The organism is Ruegeria sp. D6 (assembly GCF_056534365.1).
On the sequence record NZ_JBQFPH010000001.1, the window covers coordinates 1190838 to 1210498 of the forward strand.

Consider the following 19661-nt stretch of genomic DNA (forward strand, 5'->3'; position numbering starts at 1 on the left):
CCGTTGCACCACAGCACATGTAAGAGATCTCATGAACAGCAATAAAATGCAGATCGGTAAGGCGGCGCTGTGGATGACAGGGGCGATCGCCTCATTCACATCGATGGCCATTGCCGGCCGCGAGCTGAGCGTGACGCACGACACCTTTGAGATCATGTTCTATCGCAGCCTAGTTGGTATCTGCGTGGTGGCAATCGTCCTCTCGGCTTCACGCAAATGGCATCAGGTAACCACCAAACGTCTTGGTTTGCATGGTATTCGGAACGTGTTGCATTTCACCGGGCAGAACCTGTGGTTCTATGCAGTAACGGTGATCCCGTTGGCCCAGGTCTTTGCACTCGAATTCACTCAACCCATCTGGGTGATCCTGCTATCCCCACTGCTGCTGCACGAGAGGTTGACCGCTTTGCGTCTGACCGCAGCCCTGATCGGATTTGCCGGGATTCTCATTGTGGCCCGTCCAGGGGCCGCCACACTTAGTCCCGGCGTTATTGCTGCGGCCGCATCTGCGATTTTCTTCGCGTTAACAGCAATATCGACCAAGTCCTTAACGCGCACAGCCAGCATCGGATGCATTATGTTCTGGCTTACTTTGATGCAGGCCGGTTTGGGTCTGGTTGCATCAGGTCTGGATGGGCAAATAACACTTCCAACCTTAACGACTGCGCCGCTTCTTTTGCTTGTCGGCTTGGCAGGCCTATTGGCCCACTACTGTATTACCAATGCCCTGGCCATCGCGCCTGCGACCGTGGTCGTGCCGTTTGATTTTGCACGCCTTCCGACCATCGCGATCCTCGGGATGGTCATTTATCACGAGCCGCTGGATCACTGGACGCTTCTGGGGGCCGTGGTGATCTTTGCCGGGATTTTCCTGAACGTTTGGTCCGAGAACCGTAACAATTCAGCAACACCCGCATAGAGCTATTTTGCTGAATAACGCTCCGTCACCGGTTGACCCAATTTTAAAGTTTAAGACAGTAAAAAGCGGTAACGAGGCCGAATACGCCCAATGAGGATGCGTATAACAGGCAATTTGGACAGTGTAGGGAGGAATATATGAAACGAGTGTTGTTGCACACATGCGCGTTGTGCATTGGGGCAACCGCGGCGCAGGCCGGCGGCCTAGACCGAAGTGGGCAAGGTGTTAACATCCTGTTCGAAGAGGGATCTGTCGTGCAGTTTCGGCTTGGGTATACAAAGCCGGATGTAAGCGGATCGATGGAGGATCAAATCCCGACCAGCCCGACGTTTGGGGAAACGATTGACTCGGGCAATGTCTCGAACAGCTTTTTCACGCCGCATCTGGCATACAAGACTTCTTTGACCGAAAAGCTCGACTTCGCGCTGGTTTATGACGAGCCGTTTGGCGCGGATATCGACTATTCTTCGGATTATCCCTTGTCGCAGAATGTCTTGGCTCTGGCAGGTCTTCCCGGAGCAACAACTGACGTGCTTCGCGCAAAAGCAGATACCGATGCGATCACGGCTTTGCTTCGCTACAAATTGGATGGTGGCTTTAGTGTTATCGGTGGTCTCCGCGCCCAGCGTCTGAAAGCAAGTGTTTCAGTTCCGATCGCTGGTGCAAGCACAACACCATTCGCGTCCGGCGGATACCGCGTTGAAACCGATGCCGAGATCGATTTCGGTTACGTTGTCGGTGTTGCTTGGGAACGGCCAGATATCGCCGCACGGGTCGCTCTGACCTATAACTCGAAAATCACACATGATCTGTCGCAGACCGAAGCCAACGATGCCATCACTGGAATTGTACCACCCGGCATACCCGTCGTGGGTCGCGTCAGCGCTGATTCATCGACCGAGGTTGTGACGCCTCAATCGGTCAATCTCGATTTCCAAACAGGTGTCGCGCCAAAAACCCTGTTGTTTGGTTCGATCCGTTGGGTTGACTGGCCGCAAACCGTGTACGCACCGCCGGTCTATACTGGTCTGACCGGTATTAACCTAGTCGACTACGAAGAAGCGACATGGACCTACTCACTGGGTCTCGGCTATCAGTTCAGCGAAGAATTTTCTGGCGCGGTAACGCTGGGTTACGAGAGCTCTCAGGGGAACTCGGTCTCGAACCTAGGCCCGACGGATGGGTTCTGGAGTATCGGTCTGGGCGGCACTTACTCTCTTGAAAAGGCCAAGATTTCCGGTGGTGTACGCTACACGGATATTGGGGATGCCACTGCCAACGGTACTGGCCCCGATAACCGTGCCACGTTCACTGGCAACAGCGCATGGAGCGTTGGTATTCAGGTGACTTACGCGCTGAACTAAAGCAGATGCAAATGTGCATATTAAGCCCCGCCAATTCGGTGGGGCTTTTTCGCATGTTCCGGGTCGATATGCTGATTGAGAGATGCCAGAACAAGCCATGACTTCTCAGAAAACACTCACAGCTCGCACTTGGTCCGAATTGATACTCCTTGGTGTCATTTGGGGAATGTCATTCCTTGCGATCCGAATCGCACTTGATACGATTCCCGTCATAACATCAGTTTTCCACAGGGTTTTTTGGGCAGCGCTGGCGTTGTGGATCGTCATCATCTTTCAACGCCAACCGGTCCCGAGCGATCCGAAGGTCTGGGGTATTTTTCTGATCATGGGGCTGTTGAACAATGTCCTGCCATTCTCGCTTATGGCCTGGGGGCAGCTCTATGTCGAAACTGGGCTGACATCGATTCTGAACGCTGCCACCGCGATCTTCGGCGTCCTTCTGGCGGCCTTGTTTTTTCGCGACGAGAGGCTGACCAAAACCCGCCTCCTTGGCGTAGGGCTTGGGTTTCTGGGCGTTTCAATCACAATTGGCCTCAGACAGTTTAGTAACCTAAACCCAAGCAACCTGGGTCAGGTTGCGATCCTGGCTGGGACGCTTTCTTATGCGTTTGCAGCCATCTGGGCGCGTAGCCACATGAGCGCCCTTCCCCCTCAGATCGCCGCGGCAGGTATGTTGACCGGATCTGCGATCCTGATGACGCCTGTTATGTTGTTGGTCGATGGAGTTCCAACCTTCACCCTGCCCCTGCAAACCTGGCTGGCAATCGCCTATTACGCCCTGCTGGCAACAGCCGGAGCCTATTTGCTGTACTATCGGGTGCTGCAACAAGCAGGCAGCGGCAATGTTCTGCTCGTAACGCTCATCATTCCGCCAATCGCAATCCTAATGGGTGCTTTGGTGCGCGATGAAGCTTTGCCACCACGTGCTTTTATTGGTTTTACGGTACTGGCGATCGGCTTGCTCATCCTCAGCCGATCTCGCCGACGCGATTGACGCCGCCAGCGGCCCGTTTTAGCTAGGGCAAAACAAGGGACGGCGGATTATGATCTACAACTCGGCAACGGACTGGCGTCAGGCTGCGCGAAAGAAGGTGTTGTTCTTCGGTATGTCCGGGTTGGGAAAATCCTATGTCTCAAACACGCTGCGAGATGCCGGGGACTGGTTCCACTATTCAATCGATTACCGCATCGGCACCCGCTATATGGGCGAACATATCGCGGACAATGCCAAGGCTGAGGCGATGAAAGTACCCTTTCTCCGCGAGCTTTTGCTGTCGGATTCAATATATATCGGGTCGAACATCACGTTTCAGAACCTGACCCCGGTGTCGACTTATCTGGGCAAGCCGGGCAATCCCGATCTGGGCGGCCTTGAAATCTCGGAATATCAGCTGCGGCAAGACCAGTTTCGGCAGGCCGAAATCCATGCCCTGTTGGATACCAAGTATTTCATAGATCGGGCCAACCGTCTTTATAGCTATCCACACTTTATCTGCGATACCGGCGGGTCAATCTGCGAATGGGTAGAGCCTGACAATCCAAATGACCACATTCTGACTGAATTGTCGCGCCAGACCCTGATGATCTGGATCAAGGGCGATGAAGCCCACACTGAAGAACTGATCAAACGCTTCGACAAGGCACCAAAGCCTATGTCCTATAAGGCCGAGTTCCTGCAGAGGGTTTGGGACGAATACCTCGCCCTCAACAAGTGTTCCGGCACCGAGGTTGATCCGGATGCATTCATCCGCTGGACCTATGCGCAAGCGCTGGCGCACCGGCAGCCACGCTATGAAGCGATGGCCCGAAATTGGGGCGTTACAATAGCAGCCGATGACATCGCCAAAGTGCGGGATAGTGGCGATTTCGATGAGTTGATCGAACGCACCCTTGAGACCCGCCCCAACCCCGCCTAAGTTCCAGACTTCCTTCGCAGTTTCAACAGCGTGACCAAATGCCGATCAAAATCCCCTCCGACCTGCCCGCCTTTGAAGTCCTGACAAATGAGGGCGTCATGGTCATGGCTGATGATCAGGCCGCACGGCAGGATATTCGCCCCCTTCGGATCGGGCTTTTGAACCTGATGCCAAAGAAGATACAGACCGAAAACCAGTTCGCACGCCTGATCGGAGCGACCCCGCTGCAGATTGAGCTATCGCTGATCCGCATGACGGAACACCAGACAAAGAATACCGCCGCCGAGCATATGGCCGAGTTCTACCATCCTTTTCAGGAGGTGAAGGACCAGAAGTTCGACGGCCTGATCATAACCGGTGCACCAATCGAACATCTGGATTTCGCTGACGTCACCTATTGGGATGAAATCCGCGAAGTGTTTGAGTGGACCCAGACCAATGTGCATTCCACATTTGGCGTATGCTGGGGTGGTATGGCGATGATCAACCATTTCCACGACGTTGAAAAACACATGCTGGATGCGAAGGCCTTTGGCTGCTTCCGGCACCGGAACCTAGCACCCGCGTCTCCATTTTTGCGTGGTTTTTCTGATGATTGCGTGATACCCGTCAGCCGCTGGACCGAGATGCGGCAATACGAGATCGATGCGGTTCCTGATCTGATCACTTTGCTTGGCAGTGATGATGTCGGCCCCTGCCTGATCGAAGATCCCGTGCATCGGGCGCTCTATATCTTCAATCACTTTGAGTATGACAGCGATACGCTTAAACAGGAATATGACCGGGACATCGCAAATAACACGCCGATTAATGTGCCTATCAACTACTATCCCGACGATGATCCAAGCCAGAACCCTCAGAACAGGTGGCGCAGTCACGCGCATCTGCTTTATGGTAACTGGATCAATGAAATTTACCAGACAACCCCGTTTGATATGAGTAAAATTGGCCAGTAAGCTTTTGATATCACTCAGCGTTGCGCTTGTGGGTCTCGCTCTTGTGACCGCATGGCGCAGCGGGCAGCGTGAAAGCAGCGCCGAGGCTTCGTTTCCGCCAGAAGGCCAGATCGTCGATGTCGATGGCGTTGCTGTGCATGCCGTCGTGATGGGCGTAGGGCCGGATGTGGTGCTTATCCACGGGTCCAGCGGAAACACGCGCGACATGACTTTTGCGCTGGCCCCAATTCTGGCCGAGACCTATCGCGTCATCGTCTTTGACCGCCCGGGTCTTGGATATTCAGATAGCTTTAACTCCGACGGTGAAACCATTGTCGAACAAGCGGAAATCCTACAACGGGCTGCATCGAAACTAGGCGCAGAAAAACCGATCGTCGCCGGGCAAAGCTATGGCGGTTCGGTTTCGCTTGCCTGGGCTGTCACCCGGCCCGACAACATCGCAGCTTTGGTCCTGATCGCTCCGGCGGCGATCCCGTGGGAAACACCTCTGGACGCGTTCAACACTATTGGTGCGACGACAGCGGGCAACGCCCTTGCTTTGCCTTTGGTCAGCGCATTTGTTCCTGACTGGTTTGTTACGAAGGCGTTGGACCAGGTGTTTGCACCGCAAAAAGCCCCCGAAGGATATGCCGAGCATTTCGGGCCGGGCTTGACCATGCGCCAGTCTTCGATGCACGCAAATGCCAAACAGCGTGCAAATCTGCTGGATGAAATCACCGAGCTTCAACCCCGCTATGGCGAGATCTCCGTGCCAACCGAAATTGTCCACGGTACCGCGGATACGACTGTCGGGCTGGGCTGGCATTCCGAGCGCCTGATCGAACAAATCCCTGGCGCTGAGCTGATCGAATTGGACGGCATAGGACACATGCCGCAGGTTGTGGCCGCCCCAGAGGTTGCCGCCGCAATCGACCGCGCAGCCGAGCGCGCGGGTTTGCGTTAAGCCCATCCGTAATTCATAGTAAGATATGGATTTTATTGCGAGGCGTGCATGACCCAATCAGACCCGGACACTATCGAGAACTATTTTCACAACCACGCCCCAGAACCCATACGCTCGGCTATTGAAGAGGCCAAGAAGGGTGAAATTCTGAACCCGACCTACCCCTACTCCAAAAAGCTTAAAGGCAAGGAATACGATCAGCAGATGGAAGGTCTGCAGATTGAGCTGGTCAAGATGCAGCGATGGGTCAAAGAGAATGACCAGCGCATCGCTATCCTGTTCGAGGGCCGTGACGCCGCTGGCAAAGGCGGAACCATCAAACGGTTCCGCGAGAATTTGAATCCGAGGGGCGCGCGGAACGTGGCGCTTAGCAAACCCTCGGACGCAGAACGCAGCCAATGGTATTTCCAACGCTATATCTCTCATCTCCCATCGGCCGGTGAAATCGTGTTTTTTGATCGCAGTTGGTATAATCGGGGCGTTGTCGAAAATGTCTTTGGCTTCTGCACGACGGAAGAGCGTGAACGGTTTTTCAGGCAGGTCCTGCCCTTGGAAACCGGGTTTAGCAACGATGGCATACATATCTTCAAGTTCTGGCTGAATGTCGGGCGCGCCGAGCAGCTTAACCGCTTTCTTGCCCGCGAAACCGACCCTCTGAAACAGTGGAAACTCAGCCCGATCGACATCGCAGGCCTACACAAATGGGACGAATACAGCCAGTCGATTACCGAAACCCTTACACGAAGCCATTCCGAAAACTGCCCTTGGACGATCATTCGATCAGATGACAAGAAACGCGCCCGGCTGGCAGCCATTCGCACCGTGCTAAGCCAACTCGACTACGAAGGCAAAAACCTGGAAGTGGTGGGCATGCCGGATGAAAAGATCAGTGGTGGTCCGGAAATCTGGGATGCATAAGCTAATTGCAACACTCTGCTCAGCCTATGCTGGATTACGCCCTAGCCGCTGCATATATATAATAAAACGCGCCTGAGGCCGGGATGACGAAACGCGGATATCACCACGGAAACCTAAAGCAAGCCTTGATGGAGGCCGCCTTATCCCTGATCGAACAGAAGGGACCGACCGGTTTTACATTGTCAGAGGCCGCAAAGACCGCTGGGGTCACTCCCGCAGCCGTTTATCGCCATTTCGAAGGGCGTGAGGACCTGATCGCCGAGGCTGCGCGGCAGGGGTTTGAGATGTTCGCCGACCTGATGCAATTTGCCTATGACAAAGGGCAACCCTCGGCACTTGCGGCGTTTGAGGCCACGGGCCGCGCCTATCTGGCCTTTGCCCGCAAGCACCCCGGCTATTATATTGCGATGTTCGAAAGCGGGATTTCAATCAATCGTACACCGGAACTGGCGCTGGCCGCGAACCGGGCCAAAAACGTGCTTGAAAAGGCCGCCAGCGATCTGTCGCAGCATATTCCGCCGGAGAAGCGTCCGCCCGCTTCGATGTTCAGCGCCCATATCTGGGCCATGAGTCATGGTGTTGTCGAACTTTTCGCACGCAATACCGGCGCAAGTTCCCCCTTCCCGCCTGAAGACCTTCTGGAGAGCGGAATTGGAATCTATCTGCGCGGTTTGGGTCTGGTCGCACAGGACGAATAAGACCGTGCCAGTCAATCACTTTCGCGGGCGGTCTCGCCGTCGATCAACGGGACTCCCGCTGCCCTCACGCCTGCAATAAGCGCATCAACCGGTTGCGACTCTTTGAATACGCGGCGCTTCAGGGCCTCCAGCGGAAAACCAGGCCAAGTTTTCTGGTAAACATTGGCGAGACGCCGTGCCTCGACTTGTTCGCCATTGTTCCAATGTGCGGCCATCAGATAGGCCGCTGAAATCGGCCCAAATGGTCCTCCGCGCTCGATCGTGTCCTCGTAAGTTCGGATCGCCGCTGCATAGTCTCCGGTATGAAAATGCGCAGACCCCAGTACATTGCCAAAGACAAGCCCGCCGCTGCGTTCCGCGAGCTCTTCATACCATTCAGATTGCGCCAGGATCCGCTCGAAATTCAGAGTATAGAGTGAAATAAGCGCATCGAACTCAGCAACATGCGGATCGGTCGGGGCCAGATCAACGGCTCTGCGAGACAGGGCCGATGCCCGATCGTAATTGCCCAGTGCAAATTCCAGCCAGGCCCGCGCCGAAAGCGCCCAAGCCTCATCAGGTGCGATATCCATCGCATGGGCGCTTTTTTCATCGGCAGACTTCAAATACTTTTCTGCATCCGGTTCAAAGAACAACAAAATGGCCAGCATGGTCTCGACCTGTGCCGCTCCGGCATAGCCGCAGAAAAAGAGTGGATCTCGTTCAATCGCCGTCTCAAAAATCAGCAAAGCCGGTTGCAGGCGCGATAGGTCAACAACGGGGAACATCACATCGCGGCCAGCACTACAAAGGTTTATCGCTTCTACCCGCGCGGGAGATACGTCATAAATCGCGCTTTGCCCTCGGCCCACAGCGCTGCGTGGCTCATTCTTTGAGTAATAGCCTGATACCCAGATGCCTGCGCCAATCAAAACCAGAAAGAACGCGATAACCAACGCGCTTCGCCGAATGCCCTGTGGGTTCTGGGCTTGCGAACTCCCCAGCGTAAATTCGGGTGCATAGCTACCGACAGGCAGCGAAATCACCACGGGATCAGTTGCGCCATCACCTCCGTAGTAAGCTTTTAGCTTTCGCCGGACACGACCCGCATCGACGCGCACAACCCCTTCCCGCTTGGTCAAGTCGTCGGCGCTGTAGCCATAAACATCCATGGCAATGGTCTTGGCGCGGATCTCATCCGTGCGGCCCGCAAGCGCTTCGGTCACGACATAGCTAAGAAAAGCCCGCATTCGGGCAGATCCTTTGAAGCCACCTGAGTTCAATACCCGCTCAAGAGCACTTCGCACCTCCTCATCCGAGAAAGAAAGCGCTGTGTCACGTTGTTTCTTATCCGCCTGGGCAGTCAAGAACTATCCTTTCATGACAATGGCTTGACCCCATGATGCTACGGTAGCATGCGGCTTTATACGTTCAAGTCATATTCTAGGGAACGCATGCTTTATGAGCAATTTCTACGAAGGCAACGCGGATGGACGAAGAAGACTTCTTTGACGCACATTTCCCGGGAACCTCCGTTCTGCTGCGAAACATGCGCGCCCAAGACAGTGAGTTCGACCGGATTTGCCTCGATTATCAGGAGATGATGACCGAGCTGGCACTGTCTCCTGTTTCCGACACGGGCGTTCGCCCTCGGTACCTCGCGGATCTGGCGGAAACCGTTACTGATTTGCGAAGCTCTATCGAAGCAAAGCTATCAGACCTTCCAGATACTCCCGGGCATATGGATAAAACGAAAGGCTTGAAATGACCCTGAAACACATTTTGCCCGCGCTAATCCTCACTGCAGGTTCGGCATATGCCCAACAGAACCCGATTATTCACGATGGTGAGTTCGAATTTCTGCGTGCCCAGTTCGGCGCGGTCTGGGATGCCCAGGACATTGAGATTGACGCGAAACTGGCCGAAATCCGCGACGCAAACGGGGGCAAACCACCCAATATCCTGTACATCCTGATCGACGACATCAGCTTTGGTCAGATGGGTGATCGCAAGATGAACTACGTCATGGGCATCGAAACGCCCAGCATCAACCAGTTCGCCACCGAAGGTTTGTCGCTGATGCGAATGTACACGGAACCTTCGTGCACGCCGACCCGCACGGCAATGCTGACGGGGCGACATCCGGTGCGTGCCGGTGTGACAGAAGTCAAAGTGGCTCTGGTAGGCGAAGGCCTTCCAGCCAGCGAGGTGACCCTGCCCGAGATCCTGAAAGAAGTTGGCTACAACACCGTGCATGTCGGCAAATGGCACCAAGGTGATATCGAACAGGCCTACCCCCATAATCAAGGTTTCGACTGGGCTGCCTTCCCCCTGCATCAACAAGTTCAACTGAGCCTCATGACCCCCGAGGCGATGCGCGCGAATAACATGCTTGGATACGTGCCCGAGGGGCAGAACAATCAGTTTCTGCTGGATGAACGTTTCAAGCCCTACGGGCTGGTGACCGGTGTCGAGGCAGAAGCAGGCGGCACCGCTCGAGAGGTGGATATGTCACCGGGCGAGGTCTGGACCCAAGCCAAGTATGAAGCGATGAACGAGAGGTATCAGCGTCAGGCTCTTGAGCAATTGGAGCGTGCCGCAGCCGAGGAAGAACCGTTTTTCCTGCAATATTGGCCGCTCTACCCGCTGAATTTCGTTTATGCCGAGAACGCGATCTCTCGCAACGGCGGGTTTCATGCTGACAAACTGCAACTACTAGATGGCTGGATCGGTGACCTGCTGGTCAAGCTCGAAGAAACCGGAGAAGCCGACAACACGATTGTGGTTTTGATGGCCGACAATGGACTGATGTACCACTACGAAGGAACTTCGGGGCTCAATCAACTGATCTATCGTGGCGGTAAGACCCAACATCTGGAAGGTGGCGTACGCACGGATGCATTCATTCGCTGGCCCGGAGTAATCGAGGCTGACAGCGCCGCCGGAGATATCTTTCATGTGTCTGATATCTATACCACAATGGCTCGGATCGCAGGCGCGACTGATCATATCCCGCGCGACCGCATCATCGATGGTGTCGATCAGACCGCCCTGCTGCTGAACGGTGAAGGCAACGGTCGCCGCGATTATGTATATGTCTATGAAGGCCCGGTTTTGCGCTCGGTGGTCAAGCAGGAATTCAAAATGCACCTGCCCGCGCCCGGCCAACCCGGAGCGGCGGCCCCGACCTTCAACATCTATCGTGATCCACGCGAACTGCACCCTTTGGTCGGTTACTCACTTTGGGCCGGAGCGTCGTTTCAGGACATGATCAAACGCCATCAGAAGATGATCGCGAAACATCCACATTCCGAAATCGGGCGCGGCATCCCCTACGAGGGCATCGACAACCTGCGCCCGGAATCTGAACTGGCTCGCGATGTATTCACCAGCTGGCAGCAGTGAAGGCTACAGAAATTCCTGTTTAAATATGATAATGTTTTAATGTGAAATCAGCGGCAGGAGTGTTTGCGTTCCGCCCAGTACACGATCGGGGGATATCGAATGAAGATTTCAGGGGTATTGGTTTTATTCGTCGGCCTTGCCGCGCGCAGCACGTTCGCGCAAGAAAACCCAATCCAACACGATGCCGAATTCTATATCTTGCAAGCACAGCGCGCAGAGCAATGGGCCCAGGATGATATGGCTGTGGATGAAGCCCTGGCTGCATTTCGCGAAGGCAACAACGGTAAGCCACCGAACATCATCAGCGTTCTGATCGATGATCTGGGATTCGGCGACATGGGGATACCCGAGTTGAACGCCGTTCGGGGCTATTCGACGCCGAATATCAACGATTTCTCCGACGACGCGATGCGCATGGTTCGGATGTATACCGAACCCTCTTGCACCCCTACTCGCGTCGCCCAAATGACAGGGCGGCTGCCTGTACGCATGGGAATGGGTGATACCACCGTTGATATTGCCGGCTTTGGCCTGCCGGGGGCAGAAGTGACATTGGCCGAAGTGCTGAAACAGGTTGGCTACGCAACCAGCCATGTAGGCAAGTGGCACATGGGGGATATCGCGGAAAGTTGGGCGATGAACCAAGGCTTTGACTATGCGCAACACGCCATTCACCAGCAGGGTCAGCTGACGATTTTCAATGATGATGCAATCAAAGAGCAGGTCTCGGTCGCGATCAGAGATTATGATGACAAATACACGCTGGACGGTTGGTTCAGGCCGGACGCCTCAGCGATGATGACCGTCATCGAAGGCGAAACAGGCGGTCCTATTCGCGAAATTCGGATGGAGTCCGGTGAGCGCTGGAATGCGGCCAAATACGATGAGATGAACCAGGCCTTTCAGGACAAAACCTTGTCAGAGCTTGAACGTCTTGCCAGCGACAATACCCCCTTTTTCCTGCAATATTGGCCGATGATCCCTCTGGATAATACCCGCGCCGGACGCTCTGGTCCCGAAAGCGCGAATGGCGGTCTCTATGTCGACAAGATGCAACTTTTGGATCAGTGGCTGGGTGATTTGTTCGCCAGCATGGCAGAGTTGGGGGTCAGCGAGAATACCATCGTCATCGTCATGGGGGACAACGGCCACTTTACCAAATACGCCCCGCAATCTGGCTATACTCCGATGATATATGCTGGTGGCAAAGGGGATACGACCGAGGGCGGTGTTCGGGTCGATGCCTTTATTCGCTGGCCGGGGATGATACAGGCAGATGGTTTGCTGAACAGCATCATTCACGTGTCGGACCTTTATACAACGCTTTCACGTTTTGCGGGGGCCGAGCAATACATCCCGCGGGATCGTCTGGTGGATGGCGTCGATCAATCCGCAGCGCTATTGTTTGCGGACGAAGCCAAAGCGCGCAGAGATCACGTGATCATCTATTCGGTGAACAAACCCGAGGCGATCGTGAAGGACCAGCTTAAGCTCAAACTGCCGGGAGCCGGGGAAAGCGCCATTCTGGCAAAGTTCTTTGATCTCTACCGGGACACGCGCGAGGAATATTCAGTCTCGACCGAGGTTGGCGCCTGGGGCGGGCAGGAATTCGCACGCATCCTTGGCCGACACATGGCCCGCAAAGAGAAATTCCCCGACACGCCACCCGCGTATGGCGTGCCCTATGAAGGGATCGAGAACCTGCGCCCCGAAACCCAACAAGCGGTCGAGGCTTTCCTGGTCAAAAGCCAATCCCCGCAGCAATAGCACGGTGTCGCCGTCGTCATTCACTCAAGTTTCTAGGATCATCACATGCTTGGATTACTCCTATTCGCACTGGGTTTAATCGGATCACTTGGGATCGGGTTCGTCTACTTCCGTGATTTGGGCGACGTGTCCCAGATGCTGTTGAAGGTAAAGCGCGAGAATATGGTGCGTTTCATCCGCAATGAATACCGCTTGATTGCCATCGGGTTGGGCGCATTTGCTCTCGCAACGCTCGCGCATTTCGCCCTGGGAGCCGGGCCGTTCTGGCTTTGGCTCATTGCCGCTTTACTTGTTCTACTTCTCTATGGCTTTCCCTATGTCTGGGTTCATCTAGGTCTGAGAAATCAGCTAAATGACGCGCAGTATTTTCCCATCGACGAGGCCCGCAAATATGTCGGGCCGACTGCCCCCGTGATGGTGATTGAGAATGACGGCCATGCCCGAGCCCATCCTGATGCACAAATCATGCGCCCACATTTGGCGGGCGACGACAAAGGGCTGGGCGGAGAAGACGTCGTGATGACCTATTGCGCCATGGCCAATCTCGGTCAGGGCTATGCGCCAAGCATCGAAGGCAAACGGCTGAACCTTGAGGTTCTCGCCCAGCATGGCAACAACCTGATCCTGCGGGACAACGATACTGGCGAGCCCATCCAGCACATATACGGTTTTCGCGAAGCGGATCGTGACACAAATGCACACGGTCTCGCGTGCCCTCTGCGGCCCGAAGCGCAGATGACACCCTGGCCAACCTATCGGATGACCTTCCGTGGATTTCAAAAGGCTTTCCCGGAAGGCGAGGTGTTTTTGAACAAACCCTCCCCAAACCCCTTGCTGCGGCTGCTGGACATGATGACCGAGATCACGTTCGGCTGGGGCATTGGCCGCCAGCATCAGGAAGAGGCTCCGGTGATGGACAACATGGACCGTTCGGACACTCGGCTGCCGAATAAAACCTATGTCTGGGGGATCACAATCGGACAGGATGCCACCTGCTGGACCGACGATTTCGTTGTCGACAACGATTGGATCGTCAACGCGCGTGTCGGCGGGCGGGATATCGTCGTCAGCCTCGATCCAAAATTTGAAAGCTTGGGCGTTTGGTACAATGACAGCGGTCAACCCGTGACCCAATGTGACTTTTGGGGAATGTCTGATCAGGGCCAACTACAACGGGTCGAAACGCTGCGCGCAGGCGTGTTCTGGCATGTCTGGTCCGAGTTTTTTCCCAGCACCGATATCAATCGTGTCGGTGACGGCGCAGGCAAATCCGAAGACGTGGCAGCATGAAAGAACGAACAATGCGCCTGGCTAGGTTGGCATGAGGCGACAATAGAAATCAATTCAAGGTTCTTGGCGGGAGACGGAAAATGGATGTGACAGTAAAGTGGACAGGATTGGCTCTTGGCCTCGCAATGGCAGGTTCGATGGCACCAATGGCCTTGGCCCAACAGTCGGACTGGTCATATGAGGCCTCAATCTATCTTTTCATGCCGGAAACTGAGACCTCACTCAGCACACCGATGGGTACACTGGATGGCACCCTGAGTTTTTCCGATGCGTTGGACAATCTCGATTTTGCTTTCATGGCCGCGTTTGCCGCCACAAATGGCCGGTGGTCCCTGTTGGCCGACTATAACTATACCAATCTGTCTTTCAGCAGCGACACTCCCGGCCCTGCCAGCTCAGGCTTGGACACATCCTTTACCACGCAATTTCTCAGCGGCTATGTCGGCTACAGGGTCTACGAGGATCAAACCGCGAATGTGGATATTGTCGGTGGATTCAGGTGGTTCAGCACGGAAACCGACTTTGAATTGCAACCAGGCGCGGCCCCCGGCCGTCGAACAACGGTTGATTCAAGCTGGACTGATCCCTTGATCGGGGCCCGCGCACGCGTCAAGTTCTCGGACAAATGGTCAGGAACTGGGTTTGTAGACTATGGCGGCTTCCGCAGTGGCAGCGAGACATGGCAGGTTCTGCTGACAGCCGACTATGCGATTAATGATCGTTGGCTGATCCGCGGTGGATACCGCTATATCTCATTCGACCACGACATCGACGGAAACGATTTCAAGTTCGACCAATCCGGTCCACTGATTGGCGCGACTTACCGCTTTTGAGCGGCTTCTAGTGACCGCCAAAGTAGGCCTCAAGCAATCGCTTATCATTCCGCAACTCGTCTGCGGTGCCTGATGTCTGCATGCGTCCTGACTCGAGCACGTAAATCCGGCTCGCCAGCGAAAGCGCGAAGTTGGCGTTTTGCTCGGTGATTACAACTGTCAGCCCGTATTCCTTGTTGAGCTTGCGCACCACCTCGGCGATTTCGTGACAGATTTTTGGGGCCAGACCAATCGTCGGTTCGTCGACGAGCAACAGCTCGGGGCTGGTCATCAGCGCGCGTCCGAACGAGACCATCTGACGTTCCCCGCCCGACTGGGTCGAGGTCTCCTGCCCTTCCCTCTCTTCGAGACGCGGGAACAGACTGTGTACCATTGCCAGATTGCTCTGGATGTCTTCGCGGGCCGTGAAGGCACCGACCATTAGGTTGTCACGCACCGACATATAGGGAAACAGGTTAAAGCGTTCGGGCGCATAACCCACGCCATGTCGTACAATTTCGGAAGGCGTCCGACCGGCAAGGCTGTGCCCCCTGAGCCGGATATCGCCCTCGATTTTGACTAGCCCCATGATGCTGTCCAGCAAGGTCGATTTTCCAGCCCCATTTGGACCCACCACAGCGACAATCTCACCGGGTTGGACGGTGATCGAGATGTCGGTCAGCGCTTGCGCCTTGCCATAGAATGCCGACAGGTTTTCGATTTCCAGATACGACATTACGCGCCCCCCAGATACGAGGCCTGAACAGCCTTGTCGTTCATGACTTCGCTGAACGAGCCCTCGGCAATCATGGTGCCCCGTTCAATGGCGATCGCACGGTCGACCAATGGCTCAAGCGCAGGCAAATCATGGCTGACGATCAGAAAAGTCATCCCATCTTTGCGCATCGACTGAATGAGATCAGAGATTTGGGCGATCTCTCCTGTGGTGAGACCCGCAAACACTTCATCCAGCAGCATCACCTTGGGCGCGGTTGCCATTGTGCGCGCCATCTCAAGTTTACGCAGATCACCCATGGCCAGTTCTGTTGGCGCTCGTTTCAAATCCGCTTCTGTAAACCCGACGCTGAGCGCAAGCTCTCGCTCACGTTCTTTATCTGGGGGTGAGACGATCATCTGCCAGATATTGTCGGGCATTAGGCCAACCCGGATATTTTCGGCAACGCTCATATCACCAAACGGGCGTGGGATCTGATAGGTTCGGCTGACCCCGGCCCGAATGCGTTGCGGGGTCGACAGCGTCGAAATCTCCTGCCCGAACAGTTCGATCGTTCCGCCGTTTTGCCGCAACTCACCCATGATCTGGCTGAACACGGTCGTCTTGCCTGCCCCGTTGGGGCCGATCAATCCAAGCGACTCGCCCTCTTTGAGAGAAAACGACAGATCATTCGTCGCGACTAATCCGCCGAAACGTTTTACCAGACCTGAAACCTGTAACGCCACGCTCATGTCGTCCGCCCCTTGCCCAGGCCTTTGAAACCACGCCGAACCAGCTCAACAATGCCTTTCGGCTGATACATGTAGAGGAGCAGCGCTATGGCTCCGTAGACGAAATACCGTTCGGCGCCAGGAAGGACCGGTCGCAGATACTCCAACAGGAATGTCATGAAGAACGCGCCGATCATGGGGCCAATGATGGTCGAGGTTCCCCCCAGAAGTGCCGCAACGATGATTGTGAACAGGAAGTTAATATCAAACAACGCACGCGGCGCGAGCGATCCCAGATAGTGAACGTAGAAGGCACCACCCAGGCCCGCGATCATCGCACTTGTCAGAAAGGCAAAAGCTTTGAGACGCGTGGTGCTGAGGCCCGAGCCGCGCACGCTTTCTTCGTTCATACCGATGGCAGACAAGGCCGTTCCAAGCCGCGTCTTCATCAGCAACCACATGCTGACGGCGATCGCCAGCATCAGCGTCGTGGACAGGTAATACCCGTTCGCCGCGCCGCGCGTCAGAGTTTGAATACCCGACATGCCGCGTGTTCCGCCGGTCAGATCCGGGCGAATGACCTGAACTAGTTGGTAGAGCAACTCCATGAACGCCAGCGTGACCAGCGCAAAATAACTTCCACGGATACGCAGCGCTGGTAGCAGCACCAATAGGCCCGCGATCATGGTAACAAGTACGGCGATCGGGATCGAGATTTCGACAGCGACGTCAAAGCGCTTGGTCAGGATTGCCGTGGTGTAGGCCCCGATACCGATCAGGAATGGATGACCAAAGCTCACATAGCCTGTTCGGCCAGACAACACGTCCCAGCTGATAGCGAAGATCGCCAGGTAGTTGGCAAAGATCATCGTGCGCATCGTCCCGTTCGAGACGAATTGCGGAAGCAGGAACATTCCGACGATCAAGCCACCCCAGAGTGCAAAGTGAAACCAGCGTAGCCCCATCGTCACAGCTCCTCTCGGCCGAACAGGCCCTGCGGTCGCGTGACCAGCACCCCGATGATCAACAGCATCGTGAAAACACCGCGCAACTCAGGTGCAAGCGTCGCCACAACGATGACTTCGAGGAAGCCCACAATATGCGCCACCACCAAAGTGCCCAGGATCGATCCGATCCCGCCAACGATAACCACAGCCACCGAAATGATTAGCGGAGCCACCCACATGGATGGCGATAGCTGAGTGTAGCTGGCAAAGAAGACGCCTCCGATTGCGCCCAATGCGCCAGAGATACCCCAGGTGATCAGATTGATGCGATCCGGATCGATCCCGGAAATTGCAGCGCCTTTAGCATCCATCGACACCGCCTGCATCGCCCGTCCGGTATGTGTGAGCCGCACAAAGGCATAGAGCCCTAGCAGAATTGCCCAGCTAATAAGGGTTGCAATCAGGATGTTATACGTGACCGAGGCCCCGGCCACATTGATCACACCGGGGACAATCGGCAAAAGGATTTTGCTGCTGTCGCCAAAGACCAAAACGATCCCGGCCTGAATGACGACAGCAAGGATCAACGTCGAAATCTCGACAGCCACGTGATCCCCTTTGAGCGTTTTGACGATCAGGCGGTACTTCAGAACTCCCATCAAAACACCCAGCACAGCGGCAACGGCAACGCCCATGAGTTTTGGCATACCAAGTGACTGCGATATCCAGAAGTAAATGTAGCCGCCGACCATCAGATAGGCGCCATAGGCGAGATTCAGAACGCGGCCTATGCTGAAGATCAGCGTAAACCCCATTGCTATAAGCGCGTAGAGACCGCTGAGCAAAAGCCCCTGAATCAGTATCTGCAACATAAATGGATCCTTGGCTGCGGGTGCGCGCTGCCGCGCACCCGTTTCAAGCTAACGACGCGACCGGGTTACGGCTTGACCCAGCTGGGAAGCGTGAATTCGCCCGTCGCGTATTTCTCGGGGTACACAACTGCGGCAGTGCCGTCTTCATACCACTGAACAACGACCATTGACGGGGCCGCATCATCAAACGGCTCGGAAAGATCAAAGCGAATGTTGTGAGGATAGGTGCGGCCTGTCACAGGCTCGACCTCATCATCGCCCCAGAAGGCGTAGCGCAGCCAAAGCTGACCATCCATCTCAAGAACCAGATCCTGCTTCTTCATTGCGTCGGCCCAGCCTTCGACATTGTCGAAGCCACCCGCCTCTTCCGCGGCAGCCATAGCCTGTTTCAGACCGTGGTAGGCGTTGAAACCATTGAAATGCGGCAGCAGTGGGCGGCTGTCATACTTGGCCTGATAGGTGTCGACAAAGGTCTGGCTTGCCGGGTCAAGTTTGAACCCTACAGACGGGATCGGTGACAGGGTCGAGATGCCGCCCCCGGCTCCGCCAGTGTCTTCCCAATATTCCATACCCAATGCAGCTACGTTCACCCCTGTCATCGCCATGGGCACCTGCAGTTTCACATATTGCGACGAGACCACCTGAGAATTTACGGATGAGACCTGGTAGATGAAATCCGCCCCAGTGTCCTGCGCACGGCTGAAGATCGGCGCAAAATCAACGGTGGCAACATCATAGGTGATGATGTCCTTGACCTCGATCCCCGCAACCGGCGCAAGCGCCTCGGTCACCAATCCTGTGATTGCCTCGCCAAACGCTGTATCCTCAGCCAGAATGACAACGGAGTCCCAACCCATCTTTTCCTTCAGAACATCCGCACCGAAATTGATATAAAGCGTGGCAAGCGCCTCGTCTGAGGCGATGTTCATGAAATATGGTGCCATGCTTTCGGGATCTTCGACCACCATGTCGATGATGCCGATATATGACGTCCATGTGTCCAGCGTCGGAATCCGGTATTCCTGCATTCGCGGCAGCCAGCCCAACGAAACATCATCGATAGAGCCTGAGATGATGAAATCCACTTCCTCGGTTTCCGCCAGATATTCATAGGCCCGCACACCTTCAGTCGGGTCCTGACCGGTATCGGCAGACACCAGCGTGATCTGTTCCCCCATAACGCCGCCATTCGCATTAAGCTCTTCAATCGCGATCTCTGCACCACGCAGCGTCGACAGACCGGTGTCTGAGGAAAGAGATCCAATAAAGCCCACCTTGATTTCAGCTGCGGCCGCCGAGGCCACAAGCGCGATACATGTTCCGCTGAGTAGCGCTGTCTTGATCATCACATTAGCTCCCTGTGTCTTATTGTGCCCTTCTTGTATTCTGTATACAGTACACAAGACGATAGTTCGATCAAATCCTTTCT

At 55.1% G+C, this 19661-nt stretch carries 19 protein-coding genes; 13 read left to right on the plus strand and 6 right to left on the minus strand.

What is annotated here, in order from left to right:
* Positions 1-31: 31 nt before the first annotated feature.
* From ACR0A1_RS05970 to ACR0A1_RS06005, 8 genes are all read left to right on the plus strand, one after another.
* A complete protein-coding gene (locus tag ACR0A1_RS05970) occupies positions 32-919 on the plus strand; it encodes a DMT family transporter (protein ID WP_170421307.1) in 888 nt (295 codons plus the stop codon).
* Positions 920-1056: 137 nt separating this feature from the next.
* Positions 1057-2283: an OmpP1/FadL family transporter gene (locus ACR0A1_RS05975; protein ID WP_170393255.1), complete on the plus strand. Its 1227-nt coding sequence runs from the start codon at positions 1057-1059 to the stop codon at positions 2281-2283.
* A 97-nt stretch (positions 2284-2380) separates the two neighbouring features.
* A complete protein-coding gene (locus tag ACR0A1_RS05980; protein WP_170732023.1) occupies positions 2381-3277 on the plus strand; it encodes a DMT family transporter in 897 nt (298 codons plus the stop codon).
* Between the two features lie 49 nt (positions 3278-3326).
* The gene (locus tag ACR0A1_RS05985) at positions 3327-4199 is read left to right on the plus strand and encodes an ATPase (protein WP_170421305.1); all 873 of its coding nucleotides are present in this window, start codon (positions 3327-3329) and stop codon (positions 4197-4199) included.
* Between the two features lie 38 nt (positions 4200-4237).
* The gene (gene metA / locus ACR0A1_RS05990; RefSeq protein WP_170393257.1) at positions 4238-5155 is read left to right on the plus strand and encodes a homoserine O-acetyltransferase MetA; all 918 of its coding nucleotides are present in this window, start codon (positions 4238-4240) and stop codon (positions 5153-5155) included.
* Positions 5145-6098 carry an alpha/beta fold hydrolase gene (locus ACR0A1_RS05995; RefSeq protein WP_480866625.1) on the plus strand — a complete coding sequence of 318 codons (954 nt, stop codon included), beginning with the start codon at positions 5145-5147 and terminating at the stop codon, positions 6096-6098. The genes metA and ACR0A1_RS05995 overlap by 11 nt, the downstream gene beginning before the upstream one ends.
* A 48-nt stretch (positions 6099-6146) precedes the next feature.
* Positions 6147-7016 (plus strand): polyphosphate kinase 2, encoded by an 870-nt coding sequence (ppk2, locus tag ACR0A1_RS06000; RefSeq protein ID WP_480866627.1) that lies wholly within the window; start codon positions 6147-6149, stop codon positions 7014-7016.
* Positions 7017-7099: 83 nt separating this feature from the next.
* Complete coding sequence (locus ACR0A1_RS06005; RefSeq protein WP_170393260.1) at positions 7100-7714, plus strand: TetR/AcrR family transcriptional regulator; 615 nt, start codon at positions 7100-7102, stop codon at positions 7712-7714.
* A gap of 11 nt (positions 7715-7725) precedes the next feature.
* Here ACR0A1_RS06005 and ACR0A1_RS06010 read toward each other — a convergent pair whose 3' ends face one another.
* Positions 7726-8943 (minus strand): tetratricopeptide repeat protein, encoded by a 1218-nt coding sequence (locus tag ACR0A1_RS06010; RefSeq protein WP_480866629.1) that lies wholly within the window; start codon positions 8941-8943, stop codon positions 7726-7728.
* Positions 8944-9182: 239 nt separating this feature from the next.
* Here ACR0A1_RS06010 and ACR0A1_RS06015 point away from each other — a divergent pair, with 239 nt between their 5' ends.
* From ACR0A1_RS06015 to ACR0A1_RS06035, 5 genes are all read left to right on the plus strand, one after another.
* On the plus strand, positions 9183-9461 hold the full coding sequence (locus ACR0A1_RS06015) for a hypothetical protein (RefSeq protein ID WP_480866631.1): 279 nt from the start codon (positions 9183-9185) through the stop codon (positions 9459-9461).
* Positions 9458-11098 (plus strand): sulfatase-like hydrolase/transferase, encoded by a 1641-nt coding sequence (locus ACR0A1_RS06020; protein WP_170405371.1) that lies wholly within the window; start codon positions 9458-9460, stop codon positions 11096-11098. The genes ACR0A1_RS06015 and ACR0A1_RS06020 overlap by 4 nt, the downstream gene beginning before the upstream one ends.
* A gap of 99 nt (positions 11099-11197) precedes the next feature.
* Positions 11198-12865 (plus strand): sulfatase-like hydrolase/transferase, encoded by a 1668-nt coding sequence (locus ACR0A1_RS06025; RefSeq protein ID WP_480866632.1) that lies wholly within the window; start codon positions 11198-11200, stop codon positions 12863-12865.
* Positions 12866-12910: 45 nt separating this feature from the next.
* Positions 12911-14155: a DUF3179 domain-containing (seleno)protein gene (locus ACR0A1_RS06030; protein ID WP_480866634.1), complete on the plus strand. Its 1245-nt coding sequence runs from the start codon at positions 12911-12913 to the stop codon at positions 14153-14155.
* A gap of 80 nt (positions 14156-14235) precedes the next feature.
* Positions 14236-14988, plus strand: coding sequence for an outer membrane protein (locus ACR0A1_RS06035; protein ID WP_480561591.1), 753 nt, complete (start codon positions 14236-14238; stop codon positions 14986-14988).
* A gap of 7 nt (positions 14989-14995) precedes the next feature.
* On the opposite strand, the gene ACR0A1_RS06040 is transcribed toward ACR0A1_RS06035, so the two are convergent.
* The 5 genes from ACR0A1_RS06040 to ACR0A1_RS06060 all read right to left on the minus strand — a co-directional run bounded on the left by ACR0A1_RS06040 (position 14996) and on the right by ACR0A1_RS06060 (position 19578).
* A complete protein-coding gene (locus tag ACR0A1_RS06040; RefSeq protein WP_170393266.1) occupies positions 14996-15703 on the minus strand; it encodes an ABC transporter ATP-binding protein in 708 nt (235 codons plus the stop codon).
* A complete protein-coding gene (locus ACR0A1_RS06045; protein ID WP_170393267.1) occupies positions 15703-16434 on the minus strand; it encodes an ABC transporter ATP-binding protein in 732 nt (243 codons plus the stop codon). The genes ACR0A1_RS06040 and ACR0A1_RS06045 overlap by 1 nt, the downstream gene beginning before the upstream one ends.
* Positions 16431-17378, minus strand: coding sequence for a branched-chain amino acid ABC transporter permease (locus ACR0A1_RS06050; protein WP_170393268.1), 948 nt, complete (start codon positions 17376-17378; stop codon positions 16431-16433). The genes ACR0A1_RS06045 and ACR0A1_RS06050 overlap by 4 nt, the downstream gene beginning before the upstream one ends.
* 2 nt (positions 17379-17380) lie before the next feature.
* The gene (locus tag ACR0A1_RS06055) at positions 17381-18232 is read right to left on the minus strand and encodes a branched-chain amino acid ABC transporter permease (RefSeq protein ID WP_170393269.1); all 852 of its coding nucleotides are present in this window, start codon (positions 18230-18232) and stop codon (positions 17381-17383) included.
* A 65-nt stretch (positions 18233-18297) separates the two neighbouring features.
* The gene (locus ACR0A1_RS06060) at positions 18298-19578 is read right to left on the minus strand and encodes an ABC transporter substrate-binding protein (protein WP_170393270.1); all 1281 of its coding nucleotides are present in this window, start codon (positions 19576-19578) and stop codon (positions 18298-18300) included.
* Positions 19579-19661: the final 83 nt, after the last annotated feature.